The following is a 25082-nucleotide window of genomic DNA, read 5'->3' on the forward strand; positions in this document are numbered from 1 at the left end:
CAATGTCAGATCGCCCCAACACCCCGCTTCTTGACACCGTGCATCGTCCTGCGGACCTGAAACGCTTTTCGGACGCACAACTCCGGCAAGTGGCCAACGAAGTCCGCGCTGAAACAGTGTCAGCGGTGTCGGTGACAGGCGGACACCTTGGTGCAGGGCTTGGCGTGGTTGAACTGACCGTCGCTTTACATGCTGTTTTCGATACGCCACGGGACAAGCTGGTGTGGGACGTTGGGCACCAATGCTACCCCCACAAAATTCTGACCGAACGGCGCGACCGCATCCGCACACTGCGGATGAAAGATGGTCTCAGCGGCTTCACCAAACGCAGCGAGTCCCCCTACGATCCCTTTGGCGCCGCGCACTCCTCGACCTCAATCAGCGCTGCGCTCGGCTTTGCCGTCGCACGCGATCTGGGTGGACAACCGCCAGAAGGGTCCGGCGACGCCATTGCTGTCATCGGCGACGGATCGATGAGCGCAGGCATGGCCTATGAGGCCATGAACAACGCCGGACACTTGGGCAAACGTCTTTTCGTAATCCTGAACGACAACGAAATGTCCATCGCGCCTCCCGTCGGGGCGATGTCGTCCTACCTGTCACGGCTCTATGCCCAAAACCCCTTTCAGGATCTCAAGGCCGCGGCAAAAGGGGCCGTCAGTCTGTTGCCAGAACCCTTCCGCGAAGGAGCGAAACGCGCCAAGGAGATGCTCAAGGGCATGGCCGTCGGCGGAACGTTGTTCGAGGAGTTGGGCTTTAGCTATATCGGTCCCATTGATGGGCACGACATGGACCAGCTTCTTCCGGTTTTGCGCACCGTCAAGGAACGCGCAACAGGCCCCATCTTGATCCACGTTCTGACAAAGAAGGGCAAAGGATACGCTCCCGCCGAAACCGCCCGCGACAAGGGGCATGCGACAGCCAAGTTCGACGTGATCACCGGCGAACAGAAAAAAGCCCCCAGCAATGCGCCCAGCTACACCAAGGTGTTTGCCGAACACCTGATCAAGCAGGCCGAAGCGGACGACAAGATTTGTGCTGTGACGGCCGCCATGCCCGATGGCACCGGCCTGAACCTCTTTGCGGAACGGTATCCCAGCCGCTGCTTTGACGTGGGCATTGCCGAGCAACATGGCGTGACCTTTTCAGCCGCTCTTGCCGCCGGGGGGGTGAAACCCTTCTGCGCAATGTATTCGACCTTCCTGCAACGGGGCTACGACCAGGTCGTGCACGACGTCGCAATCCAGCGCCTGCCCGTCCGCTTCGCCATAGACCGCGCAGGCCTCGTGGGCGCCGACGGAGCGACGCACGCAGGAGCCTTCGACGTCGCCTATCTGTCAAACCTGCCCGGCTTCACCGTCATGGCCGCAGCGGACGAGGCGGAACTGGCCCACATGGTCGCCACCGCAGCCGCCCATGATGAGGGCCCCATCGCCTTCCGCTTTCCACGTGGCGAAGGCACAGGTGTCGACATGCCCGAACGCGGGGAGCCGCTGGAAATCGGCAAGGGCCGCATGATCCAAGAGGGCAAAGGCATCGCCCTCCTCTCTTTCGGCACCCGACTGGAAGAAGTGCAGAAGGCCGCGGAAAACCTCGCCGCTAAGGGGATCACCCCCACCATCGCAGATGCCCGATTTGCCAAACCGCTCGACCGCGACCTGATCCTTGAGCTTGCCGCCAATCACGAGGCTCTGATCACAATCGAAGAGGGCGCAGTGGGCGGCTTCGGCAGCCACGTCGCCCAGCTTCTGGCCGAGGAAGGCGTGTTCGACACCGGCCTCAAATACCGCTCCATGATCCTGCCCGACATCTTCATCGACCAAGCCAGCCCAGCAGACATGTACGCAGTTGCAGGCATGAACGCCGAACAGATCGAGGCAAAGGTGCTGAACGTACTTGGCGTAACGTCAATCGGCGAAGCACGCGCCTAAGGCTTGCTTTGAAAGGCCCGCGTCGGCCAGTGTCAGAGCCACATTTTGAAAGGCTTTGACCGATGGACATCCACAGCCGCCCCGTCCTGCTGTATCGCTGGGTCGTTTTCCTTCTCGCGGCAGGCTACTGCCTGTACCAACTGATCCTGGGGTCATGGGGCGGTGTGGGCGGACCGTTTCGCTACCTGACCATCTGGGCACTGTTCCTGTCCTTCTATTCCGCCAGCCGGATGCTTGCGCTTAGCGAACACCGGATCACCCGCAAGCACGAGGTGACAGCGATGTGCGCTGCCGTCCTGAACGTCATGGTCGTGTTTCTCTACTGGCGGCTCTACCTCGCTGACCCTTCCCTGGTGAACGGCGGAAACCCGATCATCTGGTGGCTTGAGTACTACCTGCATGCGCTGGGACCCCTCCTGCAAATCATCGACGCCCTGTTTATCGGTGCCGTGTTTCGCAAGGTGTGGCGGGCGGCGTTGCCAATGGTGGCCATCATCGCGGCATATGTGGCCTGGTCCGAACTGTTCGTGCAGCGGTTCAACTCCAAACCCGAAGGCACCGTGACAAGTGGCCTGCCCTACCCCTTCCTCAATTCCATGGAATGGCCGGACCGCGTGAACTTCTACATCGCGAATGGTGCCATCGCACTGGGTCTGCTGGTGGTCTTCGGCGTTTTGGGCGCTGTGCTTTACCGGATTCGTCGCTCTCAGGCCGCCTGAGCCAGCCATAAAACGGCCAGAACCTGTGCGGCTACGGCGATGTGGCCGGCCAGCACATACATCCCGTCATGTGTCAGCAGGCCAAAGGCCATCAAGGCCAAGGCACCCGCGCCAAAGGACGTGACAAAGGGAAAAAACTCAAGGAATGGCCACTGCAACGGCATGGCCATGCATAATATCAGGGTCACGAGACGCAGCGGGTGGCGCGTGAGGATACGCAGACGCGGATGCGAATGGCGGTCGATCCAGCCCGCAGGGCGGCGCAGCCATCCGGTGGCCACATGCAACCTCTCGGCCCGCACGCGTCGGTTCCGCAGGAACGGTGGCAGCCAAAGCTGTTTGCGCCCAACGGCCGCCTGCAAGATCAGGATCAACAGAACCAGTGACGACAAGGTCGGCATGCCCGGAATGCCAGACAGCGGCGACACCAGCAGGATCGACACGACCAGCACAATGGGCATGATCGACTGCTCGCCAATCTCATCCAGAATGTCCTGAACAGACACGACCTCACCCGCGCCAGCCTCGTCGACCGCATCCAGCAGATGCGTCAGCGTGCGAGGATCATCCCCCGTCATTCCGATTGCTTCAGCAAAGCGGTCAGACCAACCTTGTATGTCGGATAGATCAGCTCCACACCCAGCTCATCCTTGATGCGATCATTCCGCACCCGCTTGCTTTCGGCGTAAAAGCTGCGGGCCATCGGCGTCATCTCGGCGGTCTCAAAGTCTTCGGCTGGCGGCGTCGGCAGACCCAACAGCTGCGCCGCATACTCAATGACATCCTGCGGCGGGGCCGGATCATCATCACAGACGTTGTAAGCTGTGCCCGGCGCAGGCTGTGCAATCGAAGCCGCTACAATCTGGGCAATATCTTCCACATGGGTACGCGAAAACACCTGGTTCGGCTTGATGATCCGCCGCGCCGTGCCCGCCCGCACCTTGGCAAAGGGGCCGCGCCCGGGGCCATAGATGCCAGCCAGCCGAAAGATATGCAGGGGCAGTCCGGGTATCGCCTGCCACGCCGCTTCGGCCTCCTTGCGCCACTGCCCACGGCGGGTGGAGGGGGCCAGCGGCGTGTCTTCGTCCACCCAGTCCCCACCATGATCGCCATACACGCCCGTGGTCGACAAATAGCCGACCCATTCAAACTGATCCGCACGGGCGCGTATCTGATCCCCCACTGCGCGCAGAACCGGGTCGCCGTCCGCATCCGGCCCGGCCGAAATCAGCAGATGCGTCGCCGTTTTGATAGCGTCGCTCACGTTGTCTCCGGGAAAGATCAGCGGCTTCACCCCGGTCGCGGCCAGTGCGGCAGCTTTGTCCGCGCTGCGGGTGGTTCCGATCACCCGCCAGCCCTGCGGGATCAGCAGTTCGGTCAGTGCCTTAGCCGAATAGCCGTGGCCAAAAGAAAGCAAAGTCTTGGTCATGCCCCATAGGTGGCGCGCACGCGGCCCGCACACAAGCCCCTTGCCAAGCATGTCGCAGCGCCGCCTAATCGGCAGATGGCAGACGATCCATCCCTCGACAGCGCCTATGCGCTCGAAACACCCGAAGACTCGGTGCAGCTATATTCCGCTTGGGCAGACACCTACGACAGCGATTTTGCCCGTGTTAGTGACTATATCCTGCACGAACAGGTAGCACGTCACTTCGTGAATATCGGCGGCTTTGGCCCTGTTTTGGACGTGGGCGCGGGCACCGGCCTGTGCGGCACGGCATTGGCTGCACGCGGGGTCGAGCCGATAGACGGCACCGACATCTCGGCCGACATGCTAAAAATTGCAGCAGCCAAGGACATCTACCGCACCACGCGGGTCGAAAACATCTTTGACGGGCTGGCCACTCCAGATGGGCTGTATCAGGGGGTCGTCAGTTCCGGCACCTTCACCAAAGGGCATGTGGGTCCAGACGGGATTGATGCGGTGATCGCAGCGGTACGTCCACGCGGTTGGATCGTGCTGTCGGTAAACGCCCAGCACTTCGCCGCATCTGGCTTCCACGAAAAACTGACTGCGTTAGAGAATGATATCGAAGGCCTCAGCCTAACCGAGGTTGCAATCTACGGCCCCAACGCAACCGGCGATCATGCAAAGGATACAGCACTCCTGATCGCGTTCCGCCGGGTCTAGCCCTTGTCAAAAAACGGCGTAACCTGCGCGACAATCACAGCATTCTCATCCAAGGCCCGCTGCATCAACGCACGCTCTTCGCCCTCAATCTCATGCCCTTCGGCCAACCGCTCATCCAGCGTGCCATAGCCAGTCACATCCAGCGGCGCAGTATCCGCCTGCTTGAGCAGCGCCACCGTCTCGCGCACGGCCTCCGCCTCGTCCACACCGCTGGCAAAACACATCAACGCCGCCCCTGTCGCACCATCCGGCAGGCCATCCCCATCTTTGCGCCCAATCTGCACCAACAGGGTATAGACCTGCTGCGGTTTCTTTGGCTTGGCGGTTTTTGGTTTGGACTGCGCCATGATGATCCCCTGCTCAGACCGCAATGACCTACACCGGACAGTTGCAAAACAGAAGCAACAACAAACTGCAAATGGGCCGCACATGCGTCCCGACTTGGCGCAGCCCTGCATCTAACCTAAGCCATGGAACCAACGTTCAAAAGATGGCGGATGGATATGCGCACGCTTCTTCTTTCGATCTTGATGACCCTGTGCCTGGTCTTGCCGGGGCTGGCACAGAACAGAACACTGGTCTTCGCAACCGTCGAACGACCTCCTTTCACGTTCCAGAACGAAGGTCAGGTCGACGGATTCAGTGCGGACTTGATCCGAGCCATCGGGCGCGAGATTGGCACCGACATCTCATTCGAGATGCAATCGAGCTTCCCCGAAATGCTGCGAGAGGTCGAAGACGGCGCTGTCGACGGCGCAATCGCCAACATCTCGATCACTGGCGCACGGGAGGCGGTGATGGACTTTACCCTGCCGATCTTTCGCAGCGGGTTGCAGATCATGGTTCCCACCGTCGACAACGCGCCCAGCTTGTGGTCCGCCATTCTCAACCGGGATCTGGGGATCGCCATCCTTGGGGCACTCGGCTTGCTGATGGTGATGGGCATGCTCATGTGGGTCTTTGAACGCAAACGGCAGCCCTATTTCGACCGCCCGCCGGGCAAGGCCATCTTCCCGGCCTTCTGGTATGCACTGAATCTGTTGGTACGGGGCGGGTCTGAACAAAATGTCCCGAAATCCGGATTTGGTCGGCTCTTTGCCGTGATCCTGGTGGTATCCGGATTGTTCATCGTTTCGTTCTTTGTCGCCAACGTGACAAGCGTGATGACAATACGGGCATTGGGTGAACGCATTGACAGTGTCAGCGATCTGGAAGGGCGCGAGGTTGCGACGACCAGCGGCTCGACCTCCAGCGAGTTTCTGGTTCAACGCGAAATTTCCCACAACACATTTGTCGACTTCAATGCCTTGCTCTGGGCGTTTGAAGACGGAGAGTTGGACGCTGTCGTCTTCGACAGTCCGGTCTTGGCCTACTACGTCAAAACCGACGGGCGCGGGAAAGCGCGCCTCGTCGACCGTGTGTTTCGGCCCGAAGACTACGGCATCGCTCTGCCTCAGGGCAGCGACTTGCGCGAACGCATCAACTTGGCACTACTGAACCTGCAGGAATCGGGTGAATATGACACCCTTTACCTGCAGTGGTTCGACCGGGGCAGTTAGTCGCGCAACAGCTCGTTGATCGACGTCTTGGATCGGGTCTTTTCGTCGACGCGCTTCACAATCACCGCGCAATACAGGTTCACACCGTTCTTCGAAGGCATCGACCCTGCGACGACAACGGAGCCGCTTGGCACTTCACCATACATGACCTCGCCCGTCTCGCGGTCCACGATCTTGGTCGACTGGCCGATGAACACGCCCATGCCCAGAACCGACCCCTCGCGCACGATGCAGCCCTCAACCACCTCGGACCGTGCGCCAATGAAGCAGTTGTCTTCGATGATGGTCGGCCCCGCCTGCATCGGCTCCAACACACCGCCGATGCCAACGCCGCCAGATAGGTGCACGTTCTTGCCGATCTGCGCGCAGGACCCAACGGTGGCCCACGTATCAACCATGGTGCCCTCGTCCACATAGGCGCCCAAGTTCACAAACGACGGCATCAGCACCACGCCCGGCGCGATGAAGGCCGACTTGCGGACCACACAGTTCGGCACCGCACGGAAACCGGCGGCTTGCCACTGGTTGTCGCCCCAGCCCTTGAACTTGCTGTCGACCTTGTCCCACCAGCCGCCGCCTTGCGGGCCGCCATCCTGCTGTTCCATGTCCTTGATGCGGAAGCCCAGCAACACAGCCTTTTTCGCCCACTGGTTCACATGCCAGTCGCCGCTGTCCTGCCGCTCGGCCACGCGCAGGGTACCACTGTCCAGCGCATTCAGCGTATCCTCGATTGCCTCGCGCGTCTCGCCCGTGGTGGCGGGCGTGATGGTGTCGCGGGCTTCCCACGCGGCTTCGATGGCAGTTTCAAGCTGAGCGTTGGACATCGGAATCTCCCCTGATTGATCGCGGCGCTTAGACAACAAACCGGGAGGCCTTGCAATCATATCTGGGCAATGCCCCTATGGCACGCTACGCCTAGTCGAAGCCTGACAGGAGCAGACAGAATGAAAGACGACCACCGCAGCCCGTTCCGCGACGCCTATACCGACCGCAAGGCGGCAGAGGGCGCACCAGACACAGCACAAACGCGATCGCCCGCCTATCCATTGGCCTTTGCCGATCCTGAATTTCTATGCCGCGACGAACTGCGCCCGGTGCGGCTGCAGCTTGAACTGCTCAAACCCGAGATGTTGATGAACGAACAAGGGATCGAGTCGACCATCGTCCTGTTCGGCGGCGCCCGCATCCCTGACCCGGTGAACAAAGACAGCGCACGCACCCAAACGCTCGCCGACCTGTCGTCGTTCTATGACGAGGCACGCACCTTCTCACGGCTGATGACGGAAAAGTCGCTGGAAAGCGGTGGCCGTGAAAACGTGATCGTCACCGGCGGCGGCCCTGGCGTGATGGAGGCCGGAAATCGCGGCGCCGTTGACGCAGGCGGGCACTCTATCGGGCTCAACATCGTTTTGCCCTTCGAACAGGCCCCCAACCACTACGTGACACCAGATCTCAGCTTCAACTTTCACTACTTCGCCATCCGCAAGATGCACTTCCTGATGCGTGCACGCGCGATCTGTGTCTTCCCGGGTGGCTTCGGTACGTTGGATGAGCTTTTTGAATCCCTTACCCTGATCCAGACAGGCCGCATGGAACGCGTGCCCTTCCTGCTGTTCGGCAAGGCGTTCTGGGAGAAGATCATCAACTGGGATGCGCTATCAGACGCCGGAACAATCTCGGCCGACGATCTGGACCTGTTCCGCTTCGTGGACAGCGCGCAGGAAGCGATGGAAGTCATCGACAACTGGGGCCCGACAACCAAGCGCGGCGAAGTCCCCGGTCGGTAACACCGGCCTTGGCCGCGCAGCACGCGACCAATATCAAAAAGTATCTGGCGGTCAGGCCGCCAGTTCAGCAGGCAATTTGCACACAGCCACACGATGCGGCAGCGTTTCCACAACGTCACCCGCCTCGGTTTCACGAATGCAATAGCCGTATCCGGCCAAGCGGTGCATCCACTCACGCCGGGACAGCGCCTGGCTGCGTTCGCGGTTCACCAGGTCCAAAACCTGCGCTTCAACAAAGCTGTCGTTTCCAAAAATCATCGACATAACAGTCACTCCATTCCCTTTTCCCTGAGCCTGTCATGCAGGCGCACCATGGCGCTATTGGTGCGCAAACAGGAAAAGATTGTGACCATTTCGCGAACAGTGTGCCGCTAGTACTTGATCAACTCGTCGATTTGGCGGTGCAATTCCTTGATCTGTTCTTCAACATCGCTGCCGTCATAGGTGCCAAATTCACGCAGCTCCTTGATGTGTTTTTCGATGATCTGAACCCGACGCTTGGCCTCTTCACGCTGCAACTGCCGACCACTCGGACCGGACAGGTTCACGCGCACGCTGTCATAATACCCCACCCGGCCCAGATAATATTCGAACTTGCCGCTCTCCAGACAGAACCCCCATGTGGCCGAATGGAACGAGGCGCTCATCGGCACCAGCAGAAACACATCACCCGGCAGTTGCGTCCCCTGAATCGTCAACCGATAGGCCGCCATGACAGGATCGACCGTCACATCGTAAAGCTGGTGGCGGTTATGGTTTTTCTGGATCTCAGCCCATGGCACCGGAATGCGGTCAAGGCCCAGCGCCTTGCCAAACGCCTTGTCCAGATCGGGCGGTGACTGGACGCCAACGGCCTTCGCCAGTGCCTTATATGTTTCAACAATGCTTTTCTTGCTGGGACGCTGCGACGCCGTGCCCTTGCCATAGATCACAAGGATCGGATCCAGCGCCAGCCGACCCGAGGCATCAATCCTGCGCCGCTTTTCGCTTTGGGTGCGACAATCATATTCATAGATGACCCAGTTTGTCTGTGCATGCAGGGCCTTGGCAGCCAGAAAGTCAGGGCTCGCGGGCGACGGGGCTGGAACAAATCCCCCCATCCCCAGAAAACCTGCATCAAAGGGTTGGGTATCAATAGTCGCCTGTCCAACGTTCACGGTGCATCCTTTCACATAAATCTATGTGACCCAGAATTGCTTTGATCTGTCGGATACAAAAGGCAGGAATTCCTGCCTTTTTCGCTTATTGAAGCCCAGCTTCCGCCGCGATCTCCTTGCGGCTCTTGCGCGCCCGCTCGGTGGCCGACTTCAACTGTCCGCAGGCCGCCAGAATGTCCTCGCCCCGCGGGGTGCGGATCGGGCTGGCATAACCGGCTTGATAGATGATGTTGGCAAAGGCCCGGATACGGTTGTTCGATGACCGCTTGTAAGGTGCACCGGGCCATTCGTTGAACGGGATCAGGTTCACCTTGGCCGGAATGCCCTTCAGCAGCTCCACCAGCCGGTGCGCATCCTCATCCGTATCATTCACCCCATCCAACATCACGTATTCAAAGGTGATGCGCTCCGAGTTGCGGCCCCGCGGATACGCCTTGAGGGCCTCCAACAGCGCTTCGATGTTCCAGCGCTTGTTGATCGGGACCAGCGTGTTGCGCACCTCGTCCGTGGTGGCATGGAAAGACACGGCAAGCTGACAACCAATCTCGTTGGCCGTCCGTTCGATCTCCGGTACAACGCCGCTGGTCGACAACGTGATCCGACGGCGGGACAACTGAATGCCCTCCTCATCCATGCAGATCTTCATCGCGTCACGGACGTTCTCAAAGTTATACAGCGGCTCACCCATCCCCATCAGAACGATGTTGGACAGCAAACGCGTCTCGTCTTTCGGCGCACCGGGCACCGGCCACTCGTCCAGATCATCCCGCGCCATCATCACCTGACCAACAATCTCGGCAGCGGTCAGATTGCGCACCAGCTTCTGCGTGCCAGTATGACAGAACGAGCAGGTCAGCGTGCAGCCGACCTGGGACGACACGCACAGCGTCCCACGATCTTCCTCGGGGATATAGACAACCTCAACCTCATGCCCGCCAGCAATACGCACCAACCACTTGCGCGTGCCATCAACGCTCACTTGCTTGGACACGACCTCGGGGATTTCGATAACAAACTTCTCTGCCAGCTCTGCACGATAGACCTTGGACAGGTTCGTCATCGCCTCAAAATCACGCACGCCCCACTGATAAATCCACTGCCAGATCTGCCCGACGCGCATCTTCGCCTGCTTCTCGGGCGTGCCATGGGCGATCAACACCTCCCGCAACTGCGGGCGAGTCAGACCCACAAGGTTCACAGGTCCCTCCGGCAGTTTCCGGGGAATCGTCAATACATCCTGCGTGATCGGCGCGTCAGCCATGGCTCAGTCCATCGTTGGGGTGATGCGCCCCTATATAGGAAAAGCCGAGGCAATCAAAAGGATTCGGCCCAAATGAAAAAGAGCAGCGGTCCGAACCACTGCTCTTTCTTCTGGCTGAAAATACCTCGGGGGTCTGGGGGCTGGCCCCCAGTCCAACGGCTCACTCAGCAGCGACAGTCTTTTTGGGTTCCCATGCAAACGGGGCAAAGGCCGCGTCAGTGGGCGTCTCGAACAACGCGTTGGTGAAGTTCGACATGACCTTCTGCGCATAGATCAGAATGGTATCGAGGATGGCGCGCTCACCGTACCCGGCAGTTTCAAACGCGGCGATGGCATCCGCACCGGGCCGGCCATGGGTGTCACGGATTGCCAGCGTGAAGGTGCGCAAAGCTTCCAGCTTCGCAGGCAACGGCGTCTCGTCCCGCAGCGCGTTCACGATGTCTTCGTCGATCTTTTCCATCTTGGCGATGCCAGTATGTGCAGGCACACAATAATGGCAGGCATTGGCGACATTCACGGTCATCCAGACCACGGTCCGCTCCTCGGGCGTAAAGGCGGTGCCGTTGATCGCAAGGCGATGCAGTTGCTGGTACCCTTCCAGCAAGCCGGGGCTTTCTGCCATCACGCCATGCAGGCTAGGCAGGCGACCAAAGGCCTTGATCGAGTTTTCCAGCAAGGGTTTCGAGGCATCCGGGGCGGTCTCAAGTGTGTGGACTATGGTTTTGGCCATGGGTATCTCCTTTTCGCGTTGGGACGCATTGGGAGATAGTAAGGTACCATGCAGTTCCAAACTGCGGAGATAGCCAAAGGGGCCGTGCATCACTGCACAGCCCCTCTCGGTCTTGTGAATTGCAATCGGGCGGAAAATCAGCCGCCGCAGCGTGCCTCGGCATCCTCAACCGCGGCGGTGAATCCAAGCAAGGAAAACGTATCCTTTGTTGTGGTGCCACGGCTGGACAGGCCCGTCAGAACCGCCTCGGCACCGCGCTTCATAGCGGTGACAATTTTCGCATCATCTGCAGCCGTCGCGGGCCATGCCCATTCACCTTCAGTGAACAGTTCAAACTCGTTGCCACTGATGTTCACGTTCACGGTCGACCCGGACCGGAACGGATACCCGCCGGTAAACGCCACCTGACCCTTGGCCTCGGCACTGGGACGATAGAACACCATCAAAAGAATCTGTCCGCGCGTCGCGGCGACAACGCGACCCTCACGGGTGTTCACCACTTCCTTGGGCGTTGCCACGCCCCAGCATTCTGTCGGGTTATCCTCGACAAACACGCTCCAATCGGTTTTTGCCGCAACGCGGTTCGTGCTCTGATCCTGCGCAACGGCCATTCCCGCCATAAGCGAGAGCGCGCCGACAAAACCAATCACTGTCTTCCTAAATGCCATAACCACAGCCTCCAAGCTGTCCGAAACCTCAATACCTGCACCGTCCCCCGGGCGCACCGTTTTTGGCGCATTCTCTTGCAAGGGCGGCGTTTCTTCTCGACAAGTGGCACATTAGCGCGAAACGCGCGACGCAGGAAAGAATAATTGGCATGAAATCGCCAAGATGTGAGGGAAAAGATGACGCATCCGGCACATGGGGCTGTCACATTGGCAGAAATCTGGCGCGGTCCCTTCCTTGAAAGCGCGCACCAAGGCCATGCCGTGATCTGCGATGACACTGGCCAGATCGTCGAAGCCTGGGGTGTGCCGGAAACGGTTGTGCTGCCCCGCTCATCCGCAAAAATGATCCAGGCTCTTCCGCTTCTGGAAAGCGGCGCGGCCGCAGCGCACGCCCTGACACCGGAACATCTCGCGCTCGCCTGTGCCTCGCACCAGGGCGCGAAAATCCACACCGACAAGGTTGGCGCATGGCTCCAAGCAATCGGCAAAGATGATGATGACTTCAAATGCGGGCCGCAAGAATCGCGCGACAAGACCGTGCGCAACGCGATGACCTGCGCGGGCGAATCCCCCTGCCGCATCCACAACAACTGCTCGGGCAAGCACACCGGCTTCCTGACGCTTGCCAAACATCTCGACGCAGGCCCCGACTATGTTGACCCAAACCACCCAGTGCAAAAAGCGTGCCTCGAGGCCTTCGAACGCACAACACAGGAAACCTCTCCGGGCTTCGGCATCGACGGCTGTTCCGCCCCGAACTTCGCCTGCACCCTGCACGGCATGGCGCGCGCCATGGCCCACTTTGCCGCCGCACCGTCAGACAGCCCGGAAGCACAACTTCGACATGCCATGGCCACCCACCCCGACCTCGTCGCAGGCGAGGTGCGCGCCTGCACAAGGCTGATGCGCGCCATGAACGGCAAAATCGCAATCAAAACCGGGGCCGAAGGGTTTTTCATCGCCATCCTGCCAGACCAGAAAATGGGCGTGGCGCTCAAGATCACAGATGGCGGTACGCGCGCAGCCGAATGCGCCATCGCGCAAATCCTCGTCCGGTTGGGCGCACTCGATCCCAACCACCCCGAGGCGCTGGCCTACACCAGCGCACCCATCAAAAACTGGGATGGGCTTGAAACGGGCCACATGCGCGCCGCGCCCGCCCTGCTCTAGGGCGGACGACACGTCCACCTTACAGTTGGTTTTGCGCTGCTCAGGCGGAGGACACCTCCGCCTTACATCTCAACAATCGGTGCCACTTCCACGGATCCGGTGCCATCCGCCACCATTGGGCAGCCTTTGGCCAGCTCACACGCAGCCTCAAGCGTATCGGCCCGCACGATGGTGTAACCGGAAATGGGGTTGGCCCCACCATCGCCAGCCACGCCACCAGCTGTCACAGTCATTGACTGGCCTACCGGGTTACCACCGTTAACAACGGCCGCGCCCATGTCCTCGAACCACTTCCCCCGGCCGCCATGGCCTTTTCACCCTCTTCCTGGGTCTCGGGGATCGTCCCCCCATGATAGGCAAAAATGAAATCCGGCATCTGCGGTCCCCTACTGTTTGCTGACCCCGGACTACCACGATTCGGCTATCCCGTTTCTTCTGACCGAAAATACCACGGGGTGAGGCCGCAAGGCCGAGGGGCAGAGCCCCTCAGGCGTTCACAAATTCAGACCGCGCATAACCCTGCAGGTACAACAGCGCGGTCAAATCCCCAAAATTCACCCGCACATCGCACTGTGCAGCGACAGCAGGCTTTGCATGCAATGCCACGCCCAGCCCCGCACGCCCCAGCATCTTGAGGTCATTTGCCCCATCACCCACGGCCAGCACATCCGCCTCCGCAATGCCCAACCGCGCGGTGATCTCCTCCAACGCATCCACCTTGGCCTGCTGCCCCAGGATCGGCATACCAACCTCGCCCGTCAGCACACCACCGGTCGCCAGCAACGTATTGGCACGGTTCTCATCAAAGCCCAACTTGCCCGCCACAGCAGAGGTAAAGGCGGTAAACCCACCCGACACCAACGCGGCATATGCGCCATTGGCCTTCATCGTCGCCAGCAAAACCGGCCCGCCGGGCATCAGGGCAATCCGCTCCTCCAGCACCTGCCCGATGACGGCTTCAGGCAGATCTTTCAACAGCCCAACCCGCTCGCGGATCGCGGCCTCGAAATCCAACTCGCCATTCATGGTACGGGCTGTGATATCCTTCACCCGATCACCGACACCGGCGACATCGGCCAGCTCGTCGATGCACTCCTGCTGGATCATGGTGCTGTCCATATCCGCCAGCAGCATCTTCTTGCGGCGTCCCTCCTTGGGCAGAATGATCAGATCAACCCCCAGCTTCTGCAGATCGGCCCACACATCCCACCGGTTGTCCGGCACCGCCTCCAGTGAAAAAGCCGCCGCCTCATCCACGGCCAACCACTGCACATCACCACCACCCCACGCATTGCGCAGATTGTCGATCAGGGCAGGCTCCAGCGACGGGTTCGCGGGGTCCGTTAACAGGGTACAAACAAACATGGGGGTCCGTTTCCGATACGCGACAGGAATGTCGCAAATAAATGTTCCAGCGGCGCTATAGCCCCGGATTCCCGGTTGCACCACCCCACCCGCACCCGTAAATGCGGCGGTGGGACACCCTTCCCCAACGAAGGGCGCATATCTGTAAGGATAACATCAGATGGCTACTACTGCTCCGGCCACGCGGCCGGCAAATCCGCGTTTTTCGTCTGGCCCTTGTGCCAAACCCCCAACCCATACACTCGCCGCCCTCGCTGACGCGCCCTTGGGTCGCTCGCACCGCGCCGCCGAAGGCAAGTCCAAGCTCAAGCAGGCGATTGAAGAGACGCGCGAGATCCTCGGCGTCCCCTCTGACTACAAAATTGGCATCGTGCCCGCTTCTGACACCGGCGCCTATGAAATGGCGATGTGGTCTCTGCTGGGCGAACGCCATGCCGAGATGGTTGCTTGGGAAAGCTTCGGCGCAGGCTGGGTCACGGACGTGGCCAAGCAGCTGAAAATCGAACACACCGTCCACACCGCGGACTACGGGCAAATCGTGGACATGGCCGCCCTAAACTACGACCATGACGTCTGCTTCACCTGGAACGGCACCACGTCAGGTGTGCGGATGGCTAATGGCGATGCGATCCCGGCAGACCGCGCAGGTCTGACGCTCTGCGACGCAACCTCCGCCGCCTTCGCCATGGACCTGCCCTGGGACAAGCTCGATGTGACAACGTTCAGCTGGCAAAAGGTGCTGGGCGGCGAAGCGGCCCACGGCATGCTGATCCTCAGCCCCCGCGCCGTTGCACGGCTGGAAAGCTACACACCGCCATGGCCGATGCCCAAAATCTTCCGCCTGACCAAAGGCGGCAAACTGATCGACGGCATCTTCGAAGGGGCAACAATCAACACTCCGTCCATGCTCGCGGTCGAAGATTACTTGTTCTCGCTTGCATGGGCCCGCGAAGTGGGCGGCCTCAAGGGCCTGATCGCCCGCGCCCAGGCCAACGCCCAAGCGGTGTTCGACTTCTGCGAGGCGCACGATTGGATCGACAACCTCGCCACTGATCCAGCGACACGGTCCACAACCTCCGTCTGCCTTAAATTCACCGATGACCGGATCACTGACGGCGCAGCCTTCGCCAAGGCCATCGCCAAACGGCTCGCGGATGAAAACGTGGCCCTCGACATCGGCGCTTATCGCGACGCCCCTCCAGGCCTGCGCATCTGGTGCGGCGGGACCGTTGAAACAAGCGATATCGAAGCGATGCTGCCCTGGTTGGCATATGCGTTCGACGCGGAAATCAGTGGTTTGTCGGACGCAGCCTGATGGCCTTCGACGATCCGTTGGTCCAGCAGTTGGTGGCCTTTGTGGAAAGCATCGGACTCAAGGTGCGTGCCGAGGACATGCCTGATGGCACTTTCCTTCCCGGCCTTGACGTGCGCGGTGGTGCGCTTTGCATCGACACCGGACGCTTGGCATATCCCGGTGACATCCTGCACGAAGCCGGTCATATGGCCGTCGCCGATGAAGATCGGCGCATGCAGCCGGATTTCAAGCCGACAAAGGCCGAGGAAATGGCAGCAATGGCTTGGTCTTATGCCGCTATTCGCCATCTCGGCCTGCCACCGGAAACCGTGTTTCACGGCGACGGCTACCAAGGTGGGTCCGGCAACCTAGTCGATGCATTCGAGCAAGGCAACGGACCGGGCGTCCCCGTACTTGCCTGGCTGGAACTGACAACTGATCCGAACGGCCTCGATACCCAAGGCAAACGCTGCTTTCCCAAAATGGACCGCTGGGTCCGATGATCGCTGCATCGCAATAGCAATCGACCCGCTAAAGGGCCGAAACATATTTCCAATGCGCGGCAACGTCCGCAAAAAACCTGGAGCCTCAAATGCCCAAAGTACTCATCTCCGACAAACTCTCCGACGCCGCCGTCCAGATCTTTCGTGATCGGGGGATCGATGTGGATTTCGAACCCGATCTCGGGAAAGACAAGGAAAAACTGGCCGAAGTGATCGGCCAATATGACGGCCTCGCTATCCGCTCCGCGACCAAGGTGACACCGACGATCCTGAAGCACGCCGACAAGCTCAAGGTCATCGGCCGCGCAGGCATCGGCACCGACAACATCGACAAGGACGCGGCCAGCAAAAAAGGCGTGATCGTCATGAACACGCCCTTCGGCAACATGATCACGACAGCTGAACACGCCATCGCCATGATGTTCGCCGTCGCCCGCCAGATCCCCGAAGCGTCGGAATCGACCCATGCCGGCAAATGGGAAAAGTCCAAGTTCATGGGGACCGAGCTGACGGGCAAAACCCTCGGCGTCATCGGCGCAGGCAATATCGGTGGCATCGTCTGCGACCGCGCACGCGGGCTCAAAATGAAGGTCCTCGCCTACGACCCCTTCCTCGGCGAAGAAAAGGCCGACAAGATGGGCGTCGAAAAGGTCGAGCTTGAGGACCTGATAAAGCGCGCCGATTTCATCACGCTACACGTGCCCAAGACCGAGCAGACAGCCAACATGATCACCGCCGAACGCATCGCCATGATGAAACCGGGCGTGCGGATCATCAACTGCGCCCGTGGCGGCCTCGTGGACGAAGACGCATTGGCCGAGGCGCTCAAATCCGGCCACGTCGCTGGCGCTGCCTTTGACGTGTTCGCCGAAGAACCAGCCAAGGAAAACGCGCTGTTCAACCTGCCCAACGTCGTTGTCACACCGCACCTTGGTGCTGCCACAACCGAAGCGCAGGAAAACGTGGCCCTCCAAGTGGCCGAGCAGATGTCGAACTACCTGCTCACCGGTGCTGTCGAAAACGCACTCAACATGCCCTCCGTCACGGCGGAAGAGGCCAAGGTCATGGGCCCTTGGGTCAAGCTGGCCGGTCACCTGGGCAGCTTCACCGGCCAGATGACGGACGAACCAATCAAGGCGATCAACATCCTCTATGACGGCGTCGTCTCGGAAATGAACCTCGAAGCGCTGAACTGCGGTGTTATCGCGGGCATCATGAAGCGGGCGAACCCCGATGTGAACATGGTCTCCGCCCCGGTTGTCGCCAAGGAACGCGGCATCCAGATCAGCACCACGAACCAGGAAAAGTCCGGCGCGTTCGATGGGTACATCAAAGTCACCGTTGTCACAGACAAACGCGAACGCTCCGTCGCAGGCACAGTCTTCTCCGATGGCAAGCCACGTTTCATCCAGATCAAAGGCATCAACATCGACGCCGAGATCGGGGCCAACATGCTCTACACCACGAACGAGGACGTACCGGGCATCATCGGCCTCCTGGGCAATACGATGGGCAAGAACGGTGTCAACATCGCGAACTTCACCCTTGGCCGTGCGACCATCGCGGGTGAAGCGATCGCATTGCTCTATGTCGACGATCCGATTCCCACGGACGTGCTGAAAACGCTCGAAGGGACAGGCATGTTCACGCAAGTAAAACCGCTGGCCTTCGACGTGGTTTAATCCAGGCCTGACATGCGAGGCGGAGGACACCTCCGCCTTACGATTGTCACCGAACTGAACTAAAGGCTTGGGCGATCCACGATTGGAAACGCCCATGCCACCGCCAAACGCCTACATCCTGTGCACCAGCCCTCGCAGCGGCAGCACTTTGCTCTGCGCCTTGCTGCGCGACAGCGGCGTGGCAGGCCACCCGAAATCTTATTTCCACCAACCCGACCTCGACAAATGGCGCACCGGTCTCGGCCTTGCACCGAACACACCGCGCCCTGACATCTTTGCCGCCGCCATCACACAAGGGCGCGGCGATACGCCCATCTTTGGCTTGCGCCTCCAACGTCACAGCGCGCCGTTCTTCCTTGATCAGTTGCGCGACGCGCACCCAGACGCACCAACGGACAAAGCCGCTGTGGAAGCGCAGTTTGGCCCAACGCGCTTCATCTACCTGCACCGCGCCGACAAGGTGGCACAGGCCGTATCACTGGTGCGGGCCAGCCAAAGCGGGCTCTGGCACCGCAACGCTGACGGGTCGGAACTGGAACGCTCCGCACCCCCGCAGCCGCTGCACTATGATCATGCGGCTATCGCGAAAGAGGTCGAGACGGTCAAAGCCTATGACACAGCGTGGGAGGATTGGTTCGCGGAACAGGCCATCACGCCCCTGCGCCTCGACTACGACACGCTGTCCGTAGACCCTGCCACGACGCTCACACAGACACTCGCCTATCTCGACCTGCCGCAAGGCGCACCGGTCCAACCCGCGGTATCCAAACTCTCCGACAGCATCAGTGCCAACTGGATCGCCCGCTTCAAATCCGAAACCCACACCTGAGTGGCTTGCACAACGAAGCCCAGCGCCTAAGGTCATCTCATGCCCGGTTTCGACACACTGCTCGCCTTCATCATCGCCACCGCGATCTTTGCCTACATTCCCGGCCCTGCCATGCTTTACGCCACAGCGCAAACGCTGGCCCGTGGGGCCCGCGCCGGACTGATGGCGGCGCTGGGCATCCATGTCGGCGGCTATGTGCATGTGCTGGCAGCAGCCTTCGGCCTTGCCATCCTGTTCGATCTGGTGCCGCCGCTCTACATCGCACTCAAACTGATCGGAGCTGCGTATTTGATCTGGCTCGGGCTCCAGATGATCCGCACCCGCAATGCCCGGGTGAACGCCGTACCACAAGGCGGCCGCGACCCGGTGCGCGCCTTCCGGCAAAGCATGACGGTCGAAATCCTGAACCCGAAAACGGCACTCTTCTTCGTGGCGTTCCTGCCGCAGTTTTCCGATCCCACAGCCGCACTGCCGATCTGGGCACAACTCCTGATCCTCGGCACTGTGGTCAACATCGTGTTCTCCAGCGCCGACCTCGTCTGCGTGGCCCTGGCCCACCGCATGTCACGACTTCTGACGCGCACGGGCCAAGCGACGGCACGCGCCAAAACGCTAGGCGGTTCCATCCTTGTCGGCCTCGGCTTGACGGTTGCCCTCGACCGCTAGGCTCAAACCGAAACCCCGTAAGGCGGAGGTGTCCTCCGCCCCTCCCGAAAGGCTGCCCATGACCCCCATCTACGCCATTGGCGACATCCACGGCCAAAAGGCCGAACTGGACCGCGTCCTGTCGCTGATCGAAGCCGATGGGGGAAGGGACGCAGATGTCGTCTTTCTGGGGGACTATACAGACCGGGGACCCGACAGCCGTGCCGTGCTTGATACCCTGATCGAGGGACGGGACGCAGGCCGGAACTGGACGTTCCTCAAGGGTAACCACGACCGCATGTTCGAATGGTTCATGGCCGACCCCATCCGACACGATCCGTACATGATGGTCGAACTCTACTGGCTGCACGACCGGCTGGGCGGCAACACAACACTGGCCTCGTATGGTGTCGATGCCAGTGGAATGCGCCGGGAAAAGGACGTACAGGCCGACGCGCGCGCCGCCGTCCCGCAAAGCCATCTGGATTTCCTGCGCGACCTGCACCTCAACCATATCGTCGGCAACTTGATGTTCGTCCATGCTGGCATCCGCCCAGGTGTGGCCCTGGAACTGCAAACCGAAGAGGACATGCTCTGGATCAGGCAGGAATTTCACCACTGCACCGACCCGCACCCGAAGCTGATCGTGCACGGTCACACACCCGTCGATGCGGCAACGCATTGCGGCAATCGGATCAACCTGGACACTGGCGCGGGATATGGCAGACCCCTGACGGCGGCTGTGTTCGAAGATGATACAGTTTGGCTTCTGACCGACACGGGGCGCCTCCCGCTCACGCCGTAAGGCGGACGTGCCGTCCGCCCTGGCGCATCAAGATGCGCCTTACGTCCAGTCCAGAACAACCTTGCCCGAAGACCCCGATTTCATCGCCGCAAACCCGGCCTCGAACTCCGATGCCTTGAACCGATAGGTGATGACCCCGGACACATCCAATCCGTTCTGCAACATCGCGATCATCTTGTACCACGTCTCGAAAATCTCGCGGCCATAGACACCCTTGATGGTGATCGCCTTGAACACGATACGCGACCAATCCACCGGAGATTTTCCGGGCGGAATCCCCAGCATCGCAATGCGCCCTCCCATGGTCATCGCCTCGACCATCTGGTCCAGCGCAACCTGGTTCCCTGACATCTCAAGGCCGACATCAAACCCCTGCGTCATACCCAGTCCCGACACAACCTCGGCCAAATCCTGATGCGCGACATTCACCGGGACGACATCCGCTACATGAGTGGCCAGACGCAACCGGTCCGCATTCACATCCGTAATCACCACATGCCGCGCGCCTGCATGCCGGGCCACGGCAGCGGCCATGATCCCGATGGGGCCTGCACCCGTCACCAGCACATCTTCTCCGATCAGATCAAAGGACAGGGCGGTGTGCACGGCGTTCCCAAGAGGGTCCAGTATAGCGCCAATATCGTCATCAATTTCATCCGGCAAAGGCACCACGTTGAAGGCAGGCAAGCGCAGGTATTCAGCAAATGCCCCCTGCTCGTTCACACCAATCCCCCGCGTGGCCGGGTCCAGATGAAACTTGCCCGCGCGGCTCTGGCGGGATGTCTTGCCGATCAGATGCCCTTCACCCGAACAGCGCTGACCAAGGGCCAGACCATCCACATTCCGACCCATATCCACGATCTCACCTGCGAACTCATGGCCGGTGATCAACGGCGTCGGCACGGTGGCCGAAGCCCACGCATCCCAATTCCAGATGTGAATGTCTGTCCCGCAAATCCCGGTCTTCTTGACCCTGATCAACACATCATCCGGCCCGATCTCGGGCACTGGTGCCGAAACGCACCACAGCCCTTCACCGGGGTGCGTTTTCTCCAGTGCCATCATACGGTTCATGCCTGCGCTCCCTTCTCGAGCACCAACCAGGTCCACGTCACACCAGCCGCTGTGTTGGCTTCTTGAAGCGACCCTGTTTCCTTGCGCCGCAGCAGGCGCAAACCCAGACAAGCGGCATCGGAAACGGTGGCATCCACGTTAATCACCGCAACCGGGCGATCAGGATGACCCGGGCCATGACGCAGGGATAGAACCATGCGCCCGCGCTCAGCCAGCAAACCGGCCAATCGGGCCAGCGCTTCGGGTCGGTCAGCTGTGTCAATATGCTGCCAAACGGCATTCACCAGGATCAAATCGTACTGACCCCGCACCGACCGCAATCGTGGGAGGCGATCCCGAAGAATGGTCGCTGCGGGTGCCCGACGCATCGTCTCGGCAACAAAGGCAGCAACGGGATCCACGGCAGTCACATCATACCCGAGGGCCGCGCACCACTCCGTATCGCGCCCGTTCCCAGACCCCACGTCCAGCACCCGTACCGGTGCTACCGGAAACAGGTCACGTACAGGGGCGTAGATCGTGTCAGAGGGCACATTGTCATATTGCGCAATCAGCGCGGGCGCCTGGGCTGCATAGCCACGCTCGACATTACCGGAAAGTGTCATGCCAACACTCCCACCGCCTTACCGGCGACTTCAAACGCCTCAAGGCCCCGGTCCAAATCAGCGCGTGTTAGGGCCGCATTCATCTGCGTCCGAATACGTGCCTGCCCACGCGGCACAACGGGAAAGAAAAAGCCCGAGACATAGACGCCCTCGTCAAACAACCGTGCCGCCATGTCCTGTGCCAACTGCGCCTCGCCCAGCATGACCGGAATGATCGGGTGCTCGCCGGGCAGCAGCTCGAAGCCCAACCGCTCCAGCCCCGCCCGCCAATAGGCGGCATTGTCGAACAGCTGCGCCCGCAAATCGTCACCGTCTTCTACCAGACGGATCGCCTCAATCCCGGCAGCCACAACAGCGGGCGGCAGGGAATTGGAGAACAAGTAGGGCCGCGCACGCTGTCGCAACAGGTCAATCACCGGCTGGGGTCCCGCGATGTAGCCACCGATGGACCCGCCCAGCGCCTTGCCCAAAGTGCCCGTCAGAATATCCACGTCCACGCCTGCATGGGCCGGGGTCCCTTCCCCCTTCGGCCCCATGAAACCCGTCGCATGACAATCATCCACCATCACCAGCGCACCAAAGTTCCGCGCCAACGCGGTGATCTCGGGCAGTTTCGCCAGATATCCATCCATGGAAAACACGCCATCGGTCGCAATCATGATGTGCCGCGCCCCATCGGCCTTGGCGGCACGCAACTGTTTTTCCAAAGAGTCCATGTCGCTGTTGGCGTAGCGATAGCGTTTCGCCTTGCAGAGCCGTATCCCGTCAATGATCGACGCATGGTTCAGCGCGTCCGAGATCACCGCGTCCTCCGGCCCCAAGAGCGGCTCGAACAACCCGCCATTGGCGTCAAAACAGGCAGCAAACAGGATCGCATCATCCTTGCCCAGAAAACGGGCCAGACGCTGCTCCAGCTCCCGGTGCAAATCCTGCGTCCCACAGATGAACCGGACCGAGGCCATGCCGAATCCATGCGTGTCCATCGCACCCTTGGCAGCGGCGATCAGATCGGGGTGATCGGCCAGCCCAAGGTAGTTGTTGGCGCACAGGTTCAGCACTTCAAGCCCACCCACGTCGATCCGACCACCTTGGGGCGAAGTGATCTCGCGCTCGCGCTTCATCATCCCGTCCGCCTCGATCTGGGCCAGGGTATCGATCACATGGGTGAGAAACGCGTGGGTCATTTCGGATGCTCCTTTGCAGGAAAATCTAACATACCGGAGATGATTCCGGTAGAGCGGATTTCATAATTACGGACAAAAATCCGTGAAAGCGGATTTACGCCTAGGCGTCCTGCACCACCAGGAATGCGCGTGCGGGCCGATCCGCCTCGATCCGGTGTGGGACATCGGCGGCATAGCGGGCGGTGTCGCCCTGGCCCACCTTCTCGGATGCGCCACCGCTGGTCACACGCAGCTTGCCCTCGATCACGGTCAGATGCTCGCGCGCACCACGGGCATGCGGCTGGCTGTCCAGCACCCCACCTTCAATGAAACGCAGCTCATAAACCTCGTGACGCCCGGCCTCTTCCGGTGGGCTGAGAATACGGATGGTGCAGCCCGCGCCCCGATTCTCGATGCTTGGTACATCCGCCGTGCGCAGCACTTCGATCCGCTTTGCCGCGCCCTCGTCCAACAGGCCCGCAAAGTCCACCTGCAAGGCGCGGGTCAGGTTCCAAAGCGTCGCAATCGTGGGCGAGGATTCGCCCCGTTCAATCTGGCTTACCATCGACCGGGACACGCCCGACAGTTTCGCCACCGCGTCCAAGGACAGCCCCTGCGCCCGCCGCGCATCCTTCAGGCGCGTCGGCAAAAGCGACAATATAGCGTCAGTATTCTCCGTCATGACGGAGTAGTGCCAATGCCGTTGCGTCCAAGTCAAGCCCGGGGGCTGACATGGGGCGGGCGCGTCGTCATATCAGGAGGCAAAGGGAGGATCATCATGACCCAAGACATCGTACTTCTGGATGGCGCACGCACGGCCATCGGCACCTTTGGCGGATCGCTGGCAGGTACCACGCCCATCGATCTCGGTACCGTCGCTGCCAAGGCAGCGCTCGAACGTTCGGGCGTCGAAGGTGGCCAGATCGATCACGTCGCCTTTGGTCATGTGATCAACACCGAACCGCGTGACATGTATCTGAGCCGCGTCGCGGCCATGCAAGCAGGCGTGCCAGACACGACCCCGGCCATGAACGTGAACCGACTGTGCGGGTCTGGTGTGCAGGCCATTGTGTCGGTGATTCAGTCTCTCATGCTTGGCGATGCGGAGTTTGGCCTTGCTGGCGGGGCCGAGAATATGTCGCGTTCACCCTTCATCATCCCCAGCCAGCGCTGGGGCGCCAAGATGGGCGACGTGAAAACACTGGATATGATGCTGGGTGCACTGAACTGCCCCTTCGGCACCGGGCATATGGGCGTAACGGCCGAGAACGTGGCGGCGGAACATGGTATCTCTCGTGACGATCAGGATAGCTTTGCCATGCAAAGCCAGGAACGTGCAGCAGCGGCCATCGCCGATGGCCGCTTTGTCAGCCAGATCGCGCCGGTCGAGGTGAAGGTGAAGCGCGACACCGTTGCCTTTGAAGTCGACGAACATCCCAAGGCGACCAGCATGGAGGCGCTGGCTGGGCTGCGGCCAGTGTTCCAGAAGGACGGCTCGGTCACGGCGGGCAACGCCTCGGGCATTAATGACGGCGCCGGTGCCATGGTGCTGGCAACTGCGAACGCTGCCGAAAAGGCAGGTTTGAAACCCAAAGCACGTATATTGGGCTATGCTCATGCGGGGGTTCGCCCGGAAGTCATGGGCATTGGCCCCATCCCAGCCGTCCGCAACCTGCTGGATCGTACGGGCCTGTCGCCCGAGGACTTCGACGTTGTCGAATCGAACGAAGCCTTTGCCGCGCAGGCCTTGGCCGTGTCAAACGACTTGGGCTTTGATCCAGCGCGCGTGAACCCCAACGGTGGCGCAATTGCTTTGGGTCACCCTGTGGGTGCGACCGGTGCAATCATTACTGTGAAAGCTTTGTATGAGTTGGAGCGGATTGGCGGATCCAAAGCGCTGATCACCATGTGTATTGGGGGTGGTCAGGGGATCGCATTGGCGATTGAACGGATCGCTTGAGGCATGTGCGGGACTGGGGGCCAGCCCCAGTCCCCCGTGGTATT

Annotated in this window: 27 protein-coding genes and 1 pseudogene; 13 read left to right on the plus strand and 15 right to left on the minus strand. The window is 60.5% G+C overall.

What is annotated here, in order from left to right; translation table 11 throughout:
* The first annotated feature begins 2 nt into the window (after window positions 1-2).
* Window positions 3-1931, plus strand: coding sequence for a 1-deoxy-D-xylulose-5-phosphate synthase (gene dxs, locus IE087_RS01460; protein WP_189367150.1), 1929 nt, complete (start codon window positions 3-5; stop codon window positions 1929-1931).
* Between the two features lie 62 nt (window positions 1932-1993).
* Window positions 1994-2650 carry an androgen-induced gene 1 family protein gene (locus IE087_RS01465; protein ID WP_189367151.1) on the plus strand — a complete coding sequence of 219 codons (657 nt, stop codon included), beginning with the start codon at window positions 1994-1996 and terminating at the stop codon, window positions 2648-2650.
* Here the strand turns inward: IE087_RS01465 and IE087_RS01470 are convergent.
* Entirely contained in the window at window positions 2638-3228 is a 591-nt protein-coding gene (locus IE087_RS01470; RefSeq protein ID WP_189367152.1) for an exopolysaccharide biosynthesis protein, read from the minus strand. The genes IE087_RS01465 and IE087_RS01470 overlap by 13 nt on opposite strands.
* The gene (locus IE087_RS01475; protein WP_189367153.1) at window positions 3225-4079 is read right to left on the minus strand and encodes an SDR family oxidoreductase; all 855 of its coding nucleotides are present in this window, start codon (window positions 4077-4079) and stop codon (window positions 3225-3227) included. Before IE087_RS01475 ends, IE087_RS01470 begins: the two co-directional genes overlap by 4 nt.
* A 75-nt stretch (window positions 4080-4154) precedes the next feature.
* Between IE087_RS01475 and IE087_RS01480 the strand changes: the two genes are divergently transcribed.
* Window positions 4155-4781, plus strand: coding sequence for a class I SAM-dependent DNA methyltransferase (locus IE087_RS01480; RefSeq protein ID WP_189367154.1), 627 nt, complete (start codon window positions 4155-4157; stop codon window positions 4779-4781).
* Here IE087_RS01480 and IE087_RS01485 read toward each other — a convergent pair.
* On the minus strand, window positions 4778-5128 hold the full coding sequence (locus IE087_RS01485) for a DUF8846 family protein (protein ID WP_189367155.1): 351 nt from the start codon (window positions 5126-5128) through the stop codon (window positions 4778-4780). The genes IE087_RS01480 and IE087_RS01485 overlap by 4 nt on opposite strands.
* A gap of 156 nt (window positions 5129-5284) precedes the next feature.
* Between IE087_RS01485 and IE087_RS01490 the strand changes: the two genes are divergently transcribed.
* Window positions 5285-6340: a transporter substrate-binding domain-containing protein gene (locus tag IE087_RS01490; RefSeq protein WP_229801225.1), complete on the plus strand. Its 1056-nt coding sequence runs from the start codon at window positions 5285-5287 to the stop codon at window positions 6338-6340.
* Here the strand turns inward: IE087_RS01490 and dapD are convergent.
* On the minus strand, window positions 6337-7164 hold the full coding sequence (gene dapD, locus IE087_RS01495) for a 2,3,4,5-tetrahydropyridine-2,6-dicarboxylate N-succinyltransferase (RefSeq protein ID WP_189367156.1): 828 nt from the start codon (window positions 7162-7164) through the stop codon (window positions 6337-6339). The two genes, IE087_RS01490 and dapD, sit on opposite strands and share 4 nt — an antisense overlap.
* Before the next feature lie 120 nt (window positions 7165-7284).
* Between dapD and IE087_RS01500 the strand changes: the two genes are divergently transcribed.
* Entirely contained in the window at window positions 7285-8127 is an 843-nt protein-coding gene (locus IE087_RS01500; RefSeq protein ID WP_189367157.1) for an LOG family protein, read from the plus strand.
* A 51-nt stretch (window positions 8128-8178) separates the two neighbouring features.
* Here IE087_RS01500 and IE087_RS01505 read toward each other — a convergent pair whose 3' ends face one another.
* The 5 genes from IE087_RS01505 to IE087_RS01525 form a co-directional block, all read right to left on the minus strand.
* The gene (locus IE087_RS01505) at window positions 8179-8391 is read right to left on the minus strand and encodes a hypothetical protein (protein ID WP_189367158.1); all 213 of its coding nucleotides are present in this window, start codon (window positions 8389-8391) and stop codon (window positions 8179-8181) included.
* A 107-nt stretch (window positions 8392-8498) separates the two neighbouring features.
* A complete protein-coding gene (locus tag IE087_RS01510) occupies window positions 8499-9284 on the minus strand; it encodes a hypothetical protein (RefSeq protein WP_189367159.1) in 786 nt (261 codons plus the stop codon).
* Window positions 9285-9369: 85 nt separating this feature from the next.
* Window positions 9370-10545 (minus strand): dual-specificity RNA methyltransferase RlmN, encoded by a 1176-nt coding sequence (gene rlmN / locus IE087_RS01515; RefSeq protein WP_189367160.1) that lies wholly within the window; start codon window positions 10543-10545, stop codon window positions 9370-9372.
* 160 nt (window positions 10546-10705) lie between these two features.
* Window positions 10706-11275, minus strand: coding sequence for a carboxymuconolactone decarboxylase family protein (locus IE087_RS01520; protein ID WP_189367161.1), 570 nt, complete (start codon window positions 11273-11275; stop codon window positions 10706-10708).
* A gap of 137 nt (window positions 11276-11412) precedes the next feature.
* Window positions 11413-11943 carry an invasion associated locus B family protein gene (locus IE087_RS01525; protein WP_189368298.1) on the minus strand — a complete coding sequence of 177 codons (531 nt, stop codon included), beginning with the start codon at window positions 11941-11943 and terminating at the stop codon, window positions 11413-11415.
* A gap of 177 nt (window positions 11944-12120) precedes the next feature.
* Between IE087_RS01525 and IE087_RS01530 the strand changes: the two genes are divergently transcribed.
* On the plus strand, window positions 12121-13113 hold the full coding sequence (locus tag IE087_RS01530; protein WP_189367162.1) for an asparaginase: 993 nt from the start codon (window positions 12121-12123) through the stop codon (window positions 13111-13113).
* A gap of 62 nt (window positions 13114-13175) precedes the next feature.
* Here the strand turns inward: IE087_RS01530 and IE087_RS01535 are convergent.
* Both IE087_RS01535 and serB read right to left on the minus strand, forming a co-directional pair.
* Window positions 13176-13489 (minus strand): annotated as a pseudogene (locus tag IE087_RS01535) (YciI family protein).
* Between the two features lie 110 nt (window positions 13490-13599).
* A complete protein-coding gene (serB, locus tag IE087_RS01540) occupies window positions 13600-14478 on the minus strand; it encodes a phosphoserine phosphatase SerB (RefSeq protein WP_189367163.1) in 879 nt (292 codons plus the stop codon).
* Between the two features lie 160 nt (window positions 14479-14638).
* Between serB and IE087_RS01545 the strand changes: the two genes are divergently transcribed.
* From IE087_RS01545 to IE087_RS01570, 6 genes are all read left to right on the plus strand, one after another.
* Entirely contained in the window at window positions 14639-15793 is a 1155-nt protein-coding gene (locus tag IE087_RS01545) for a phosphoserine transaminase (protein WP_189367164.1), read from the plus strand.
* A complete protein-coding gene (locus IE087_RS01550) occupies window positions 15793-16275 on the plus strand; it encodes a hypothetical protein (RefSeq protein WP_189367165.1) in 483 nt (160 codons plus the stop codon). Before IE087_RS01545 ends, IE087_RS01550 begins: the two co-directional genes overlap by 1 nt.
* An 89-nt stretch (window positions 16276-16364) precedes the next feature.
* Window positions 16365-17957: a phosphoglycerate dehydrogenase gene (gene serA / locus IE087_RS01555; protein ID WP_189367166.1), complete on the plus strand. Its 1593-nt coding sequence runs from the start codon at window positions 16365-16367 to the stop codon at window positions 17955-17957.
* Window positions 17958-18051: 94 nt separating this feature from the next.
* On the plus strand, window positions 18052-18786 hold the full coding sequence (locus IE087_RS01560) for a Stf0 family sulfotransferase (RefSeq protein ID WP_189367167.1): 735 nt from the start codon (window positions 18052-18054) through the stop codon (window positions 18784-18786).
* 39 nt (window positions 18787-18825) lie between these two features.
* A complete protein-coding gene (locus IE087_RS01565; RefSeq protein WP_189367168.1) occupies window positions 18826-19452 on the plus strand; it encodes a LysE family translocator in 627 nt (208 codons plus the stop codon).
* 58 nt (window positions 19453-19510) lie between these two features.
* Window positions 19511-20236 carry a metallophosphoesterase family protein gene (locus IE087_RS01570; RefSeq protein WP_189367169.1) on the plus strand — a complete coding sequence of 242 codons (726 nt, stop codon included), beginning with the start codon at window positions 19511-19513 and terminating at the stop codon, window positions 20234-20236.
* A gap of 39 nt (window positions 20237-20275) precedes the next feature.
* On the opposite strand, the gene tdh is transcribed toward IE087_RS01570, so the two are convergent.
* The 4 genes from tdh to IE087_RS01590 all read right to left on the minus strand — a co-directional run bounded on the left by tdh (window position 20276) and on the right by IE087_RS01590 (window position 23760).
* Window positions 20276-21301: an L-threonine 3-dehydrogenase gene (gene tdh, locus IE087_RS01575; RefSeq protein WP_189368299.1), complete on the minus strand. Its 1026-nt coding sequence runs from the start codon at window positions 21299-21301 to the stop codon at window positions 20276-20278.
* Between the two features lie 5 nt (window positions 21302-21306).
* Window positions 21307-21915 (minus strand): class I SAM-dependent methyltransferase, encoded by a 609-nt coding sequence (locus tag IE087_RS01580; protein ID WP_189367170.1) that lies wholly within the window; start codon window positions 21913-21915, stop codon window positions 21307-21309.
* On the minus strand, window positions 21912-23099 hold the full coding sequence (locus IE087_RS01585) for a glycine C-acetyltransferase (RefSeq protein ID WP_189367171.1): 1188 nt from the start codon (window positions 23097-23099) through the stop codon (window positions 21912-21914). Before IE087_RS01585 ends, IE087_RS01580 begins: the two co-directional genes overlap by 4 nt.
* Before the next feature lie 100 nt (window positions 23100-23199).
* Window positions 23200-23760 (minus strand): helix-turn-helix domain-containing protein, encoded by a 561-nt coding sequence (locus tag IE087_RS01590; protein ID WP_189367172.1) that lies wholly within the window; start codon window positions 23758-23760, stop codon window positions 23200-23202.
* A 96-nt stretch (window positions 23761-23856) separates the two neighbouring features.
* Between IE087_RS01590 and IE087_RS01595 the strand changes: the two genes are divergently transcribed.
* Entirely contained in the window at window positions 23857-25038 is a 1182-nt protein-coding gene (locus tag IE087_RS01595) for an acetyl-CoA C-acyltransferase family protein (protein WP_189367173.1), read from the plus strand.
* Window positions 25039-25082 lie beyond the last annotated feature (44 nt).

Source organism: Tateyamaria omphalii, assembly GCF_014651375.1.
GTDB lineage: Bacteria > Pseudomonadota > Alphaproteobacteria > Rhodobacterales > Rhodobacteraceae > Tateyamaria > Tateyamaria omphalii.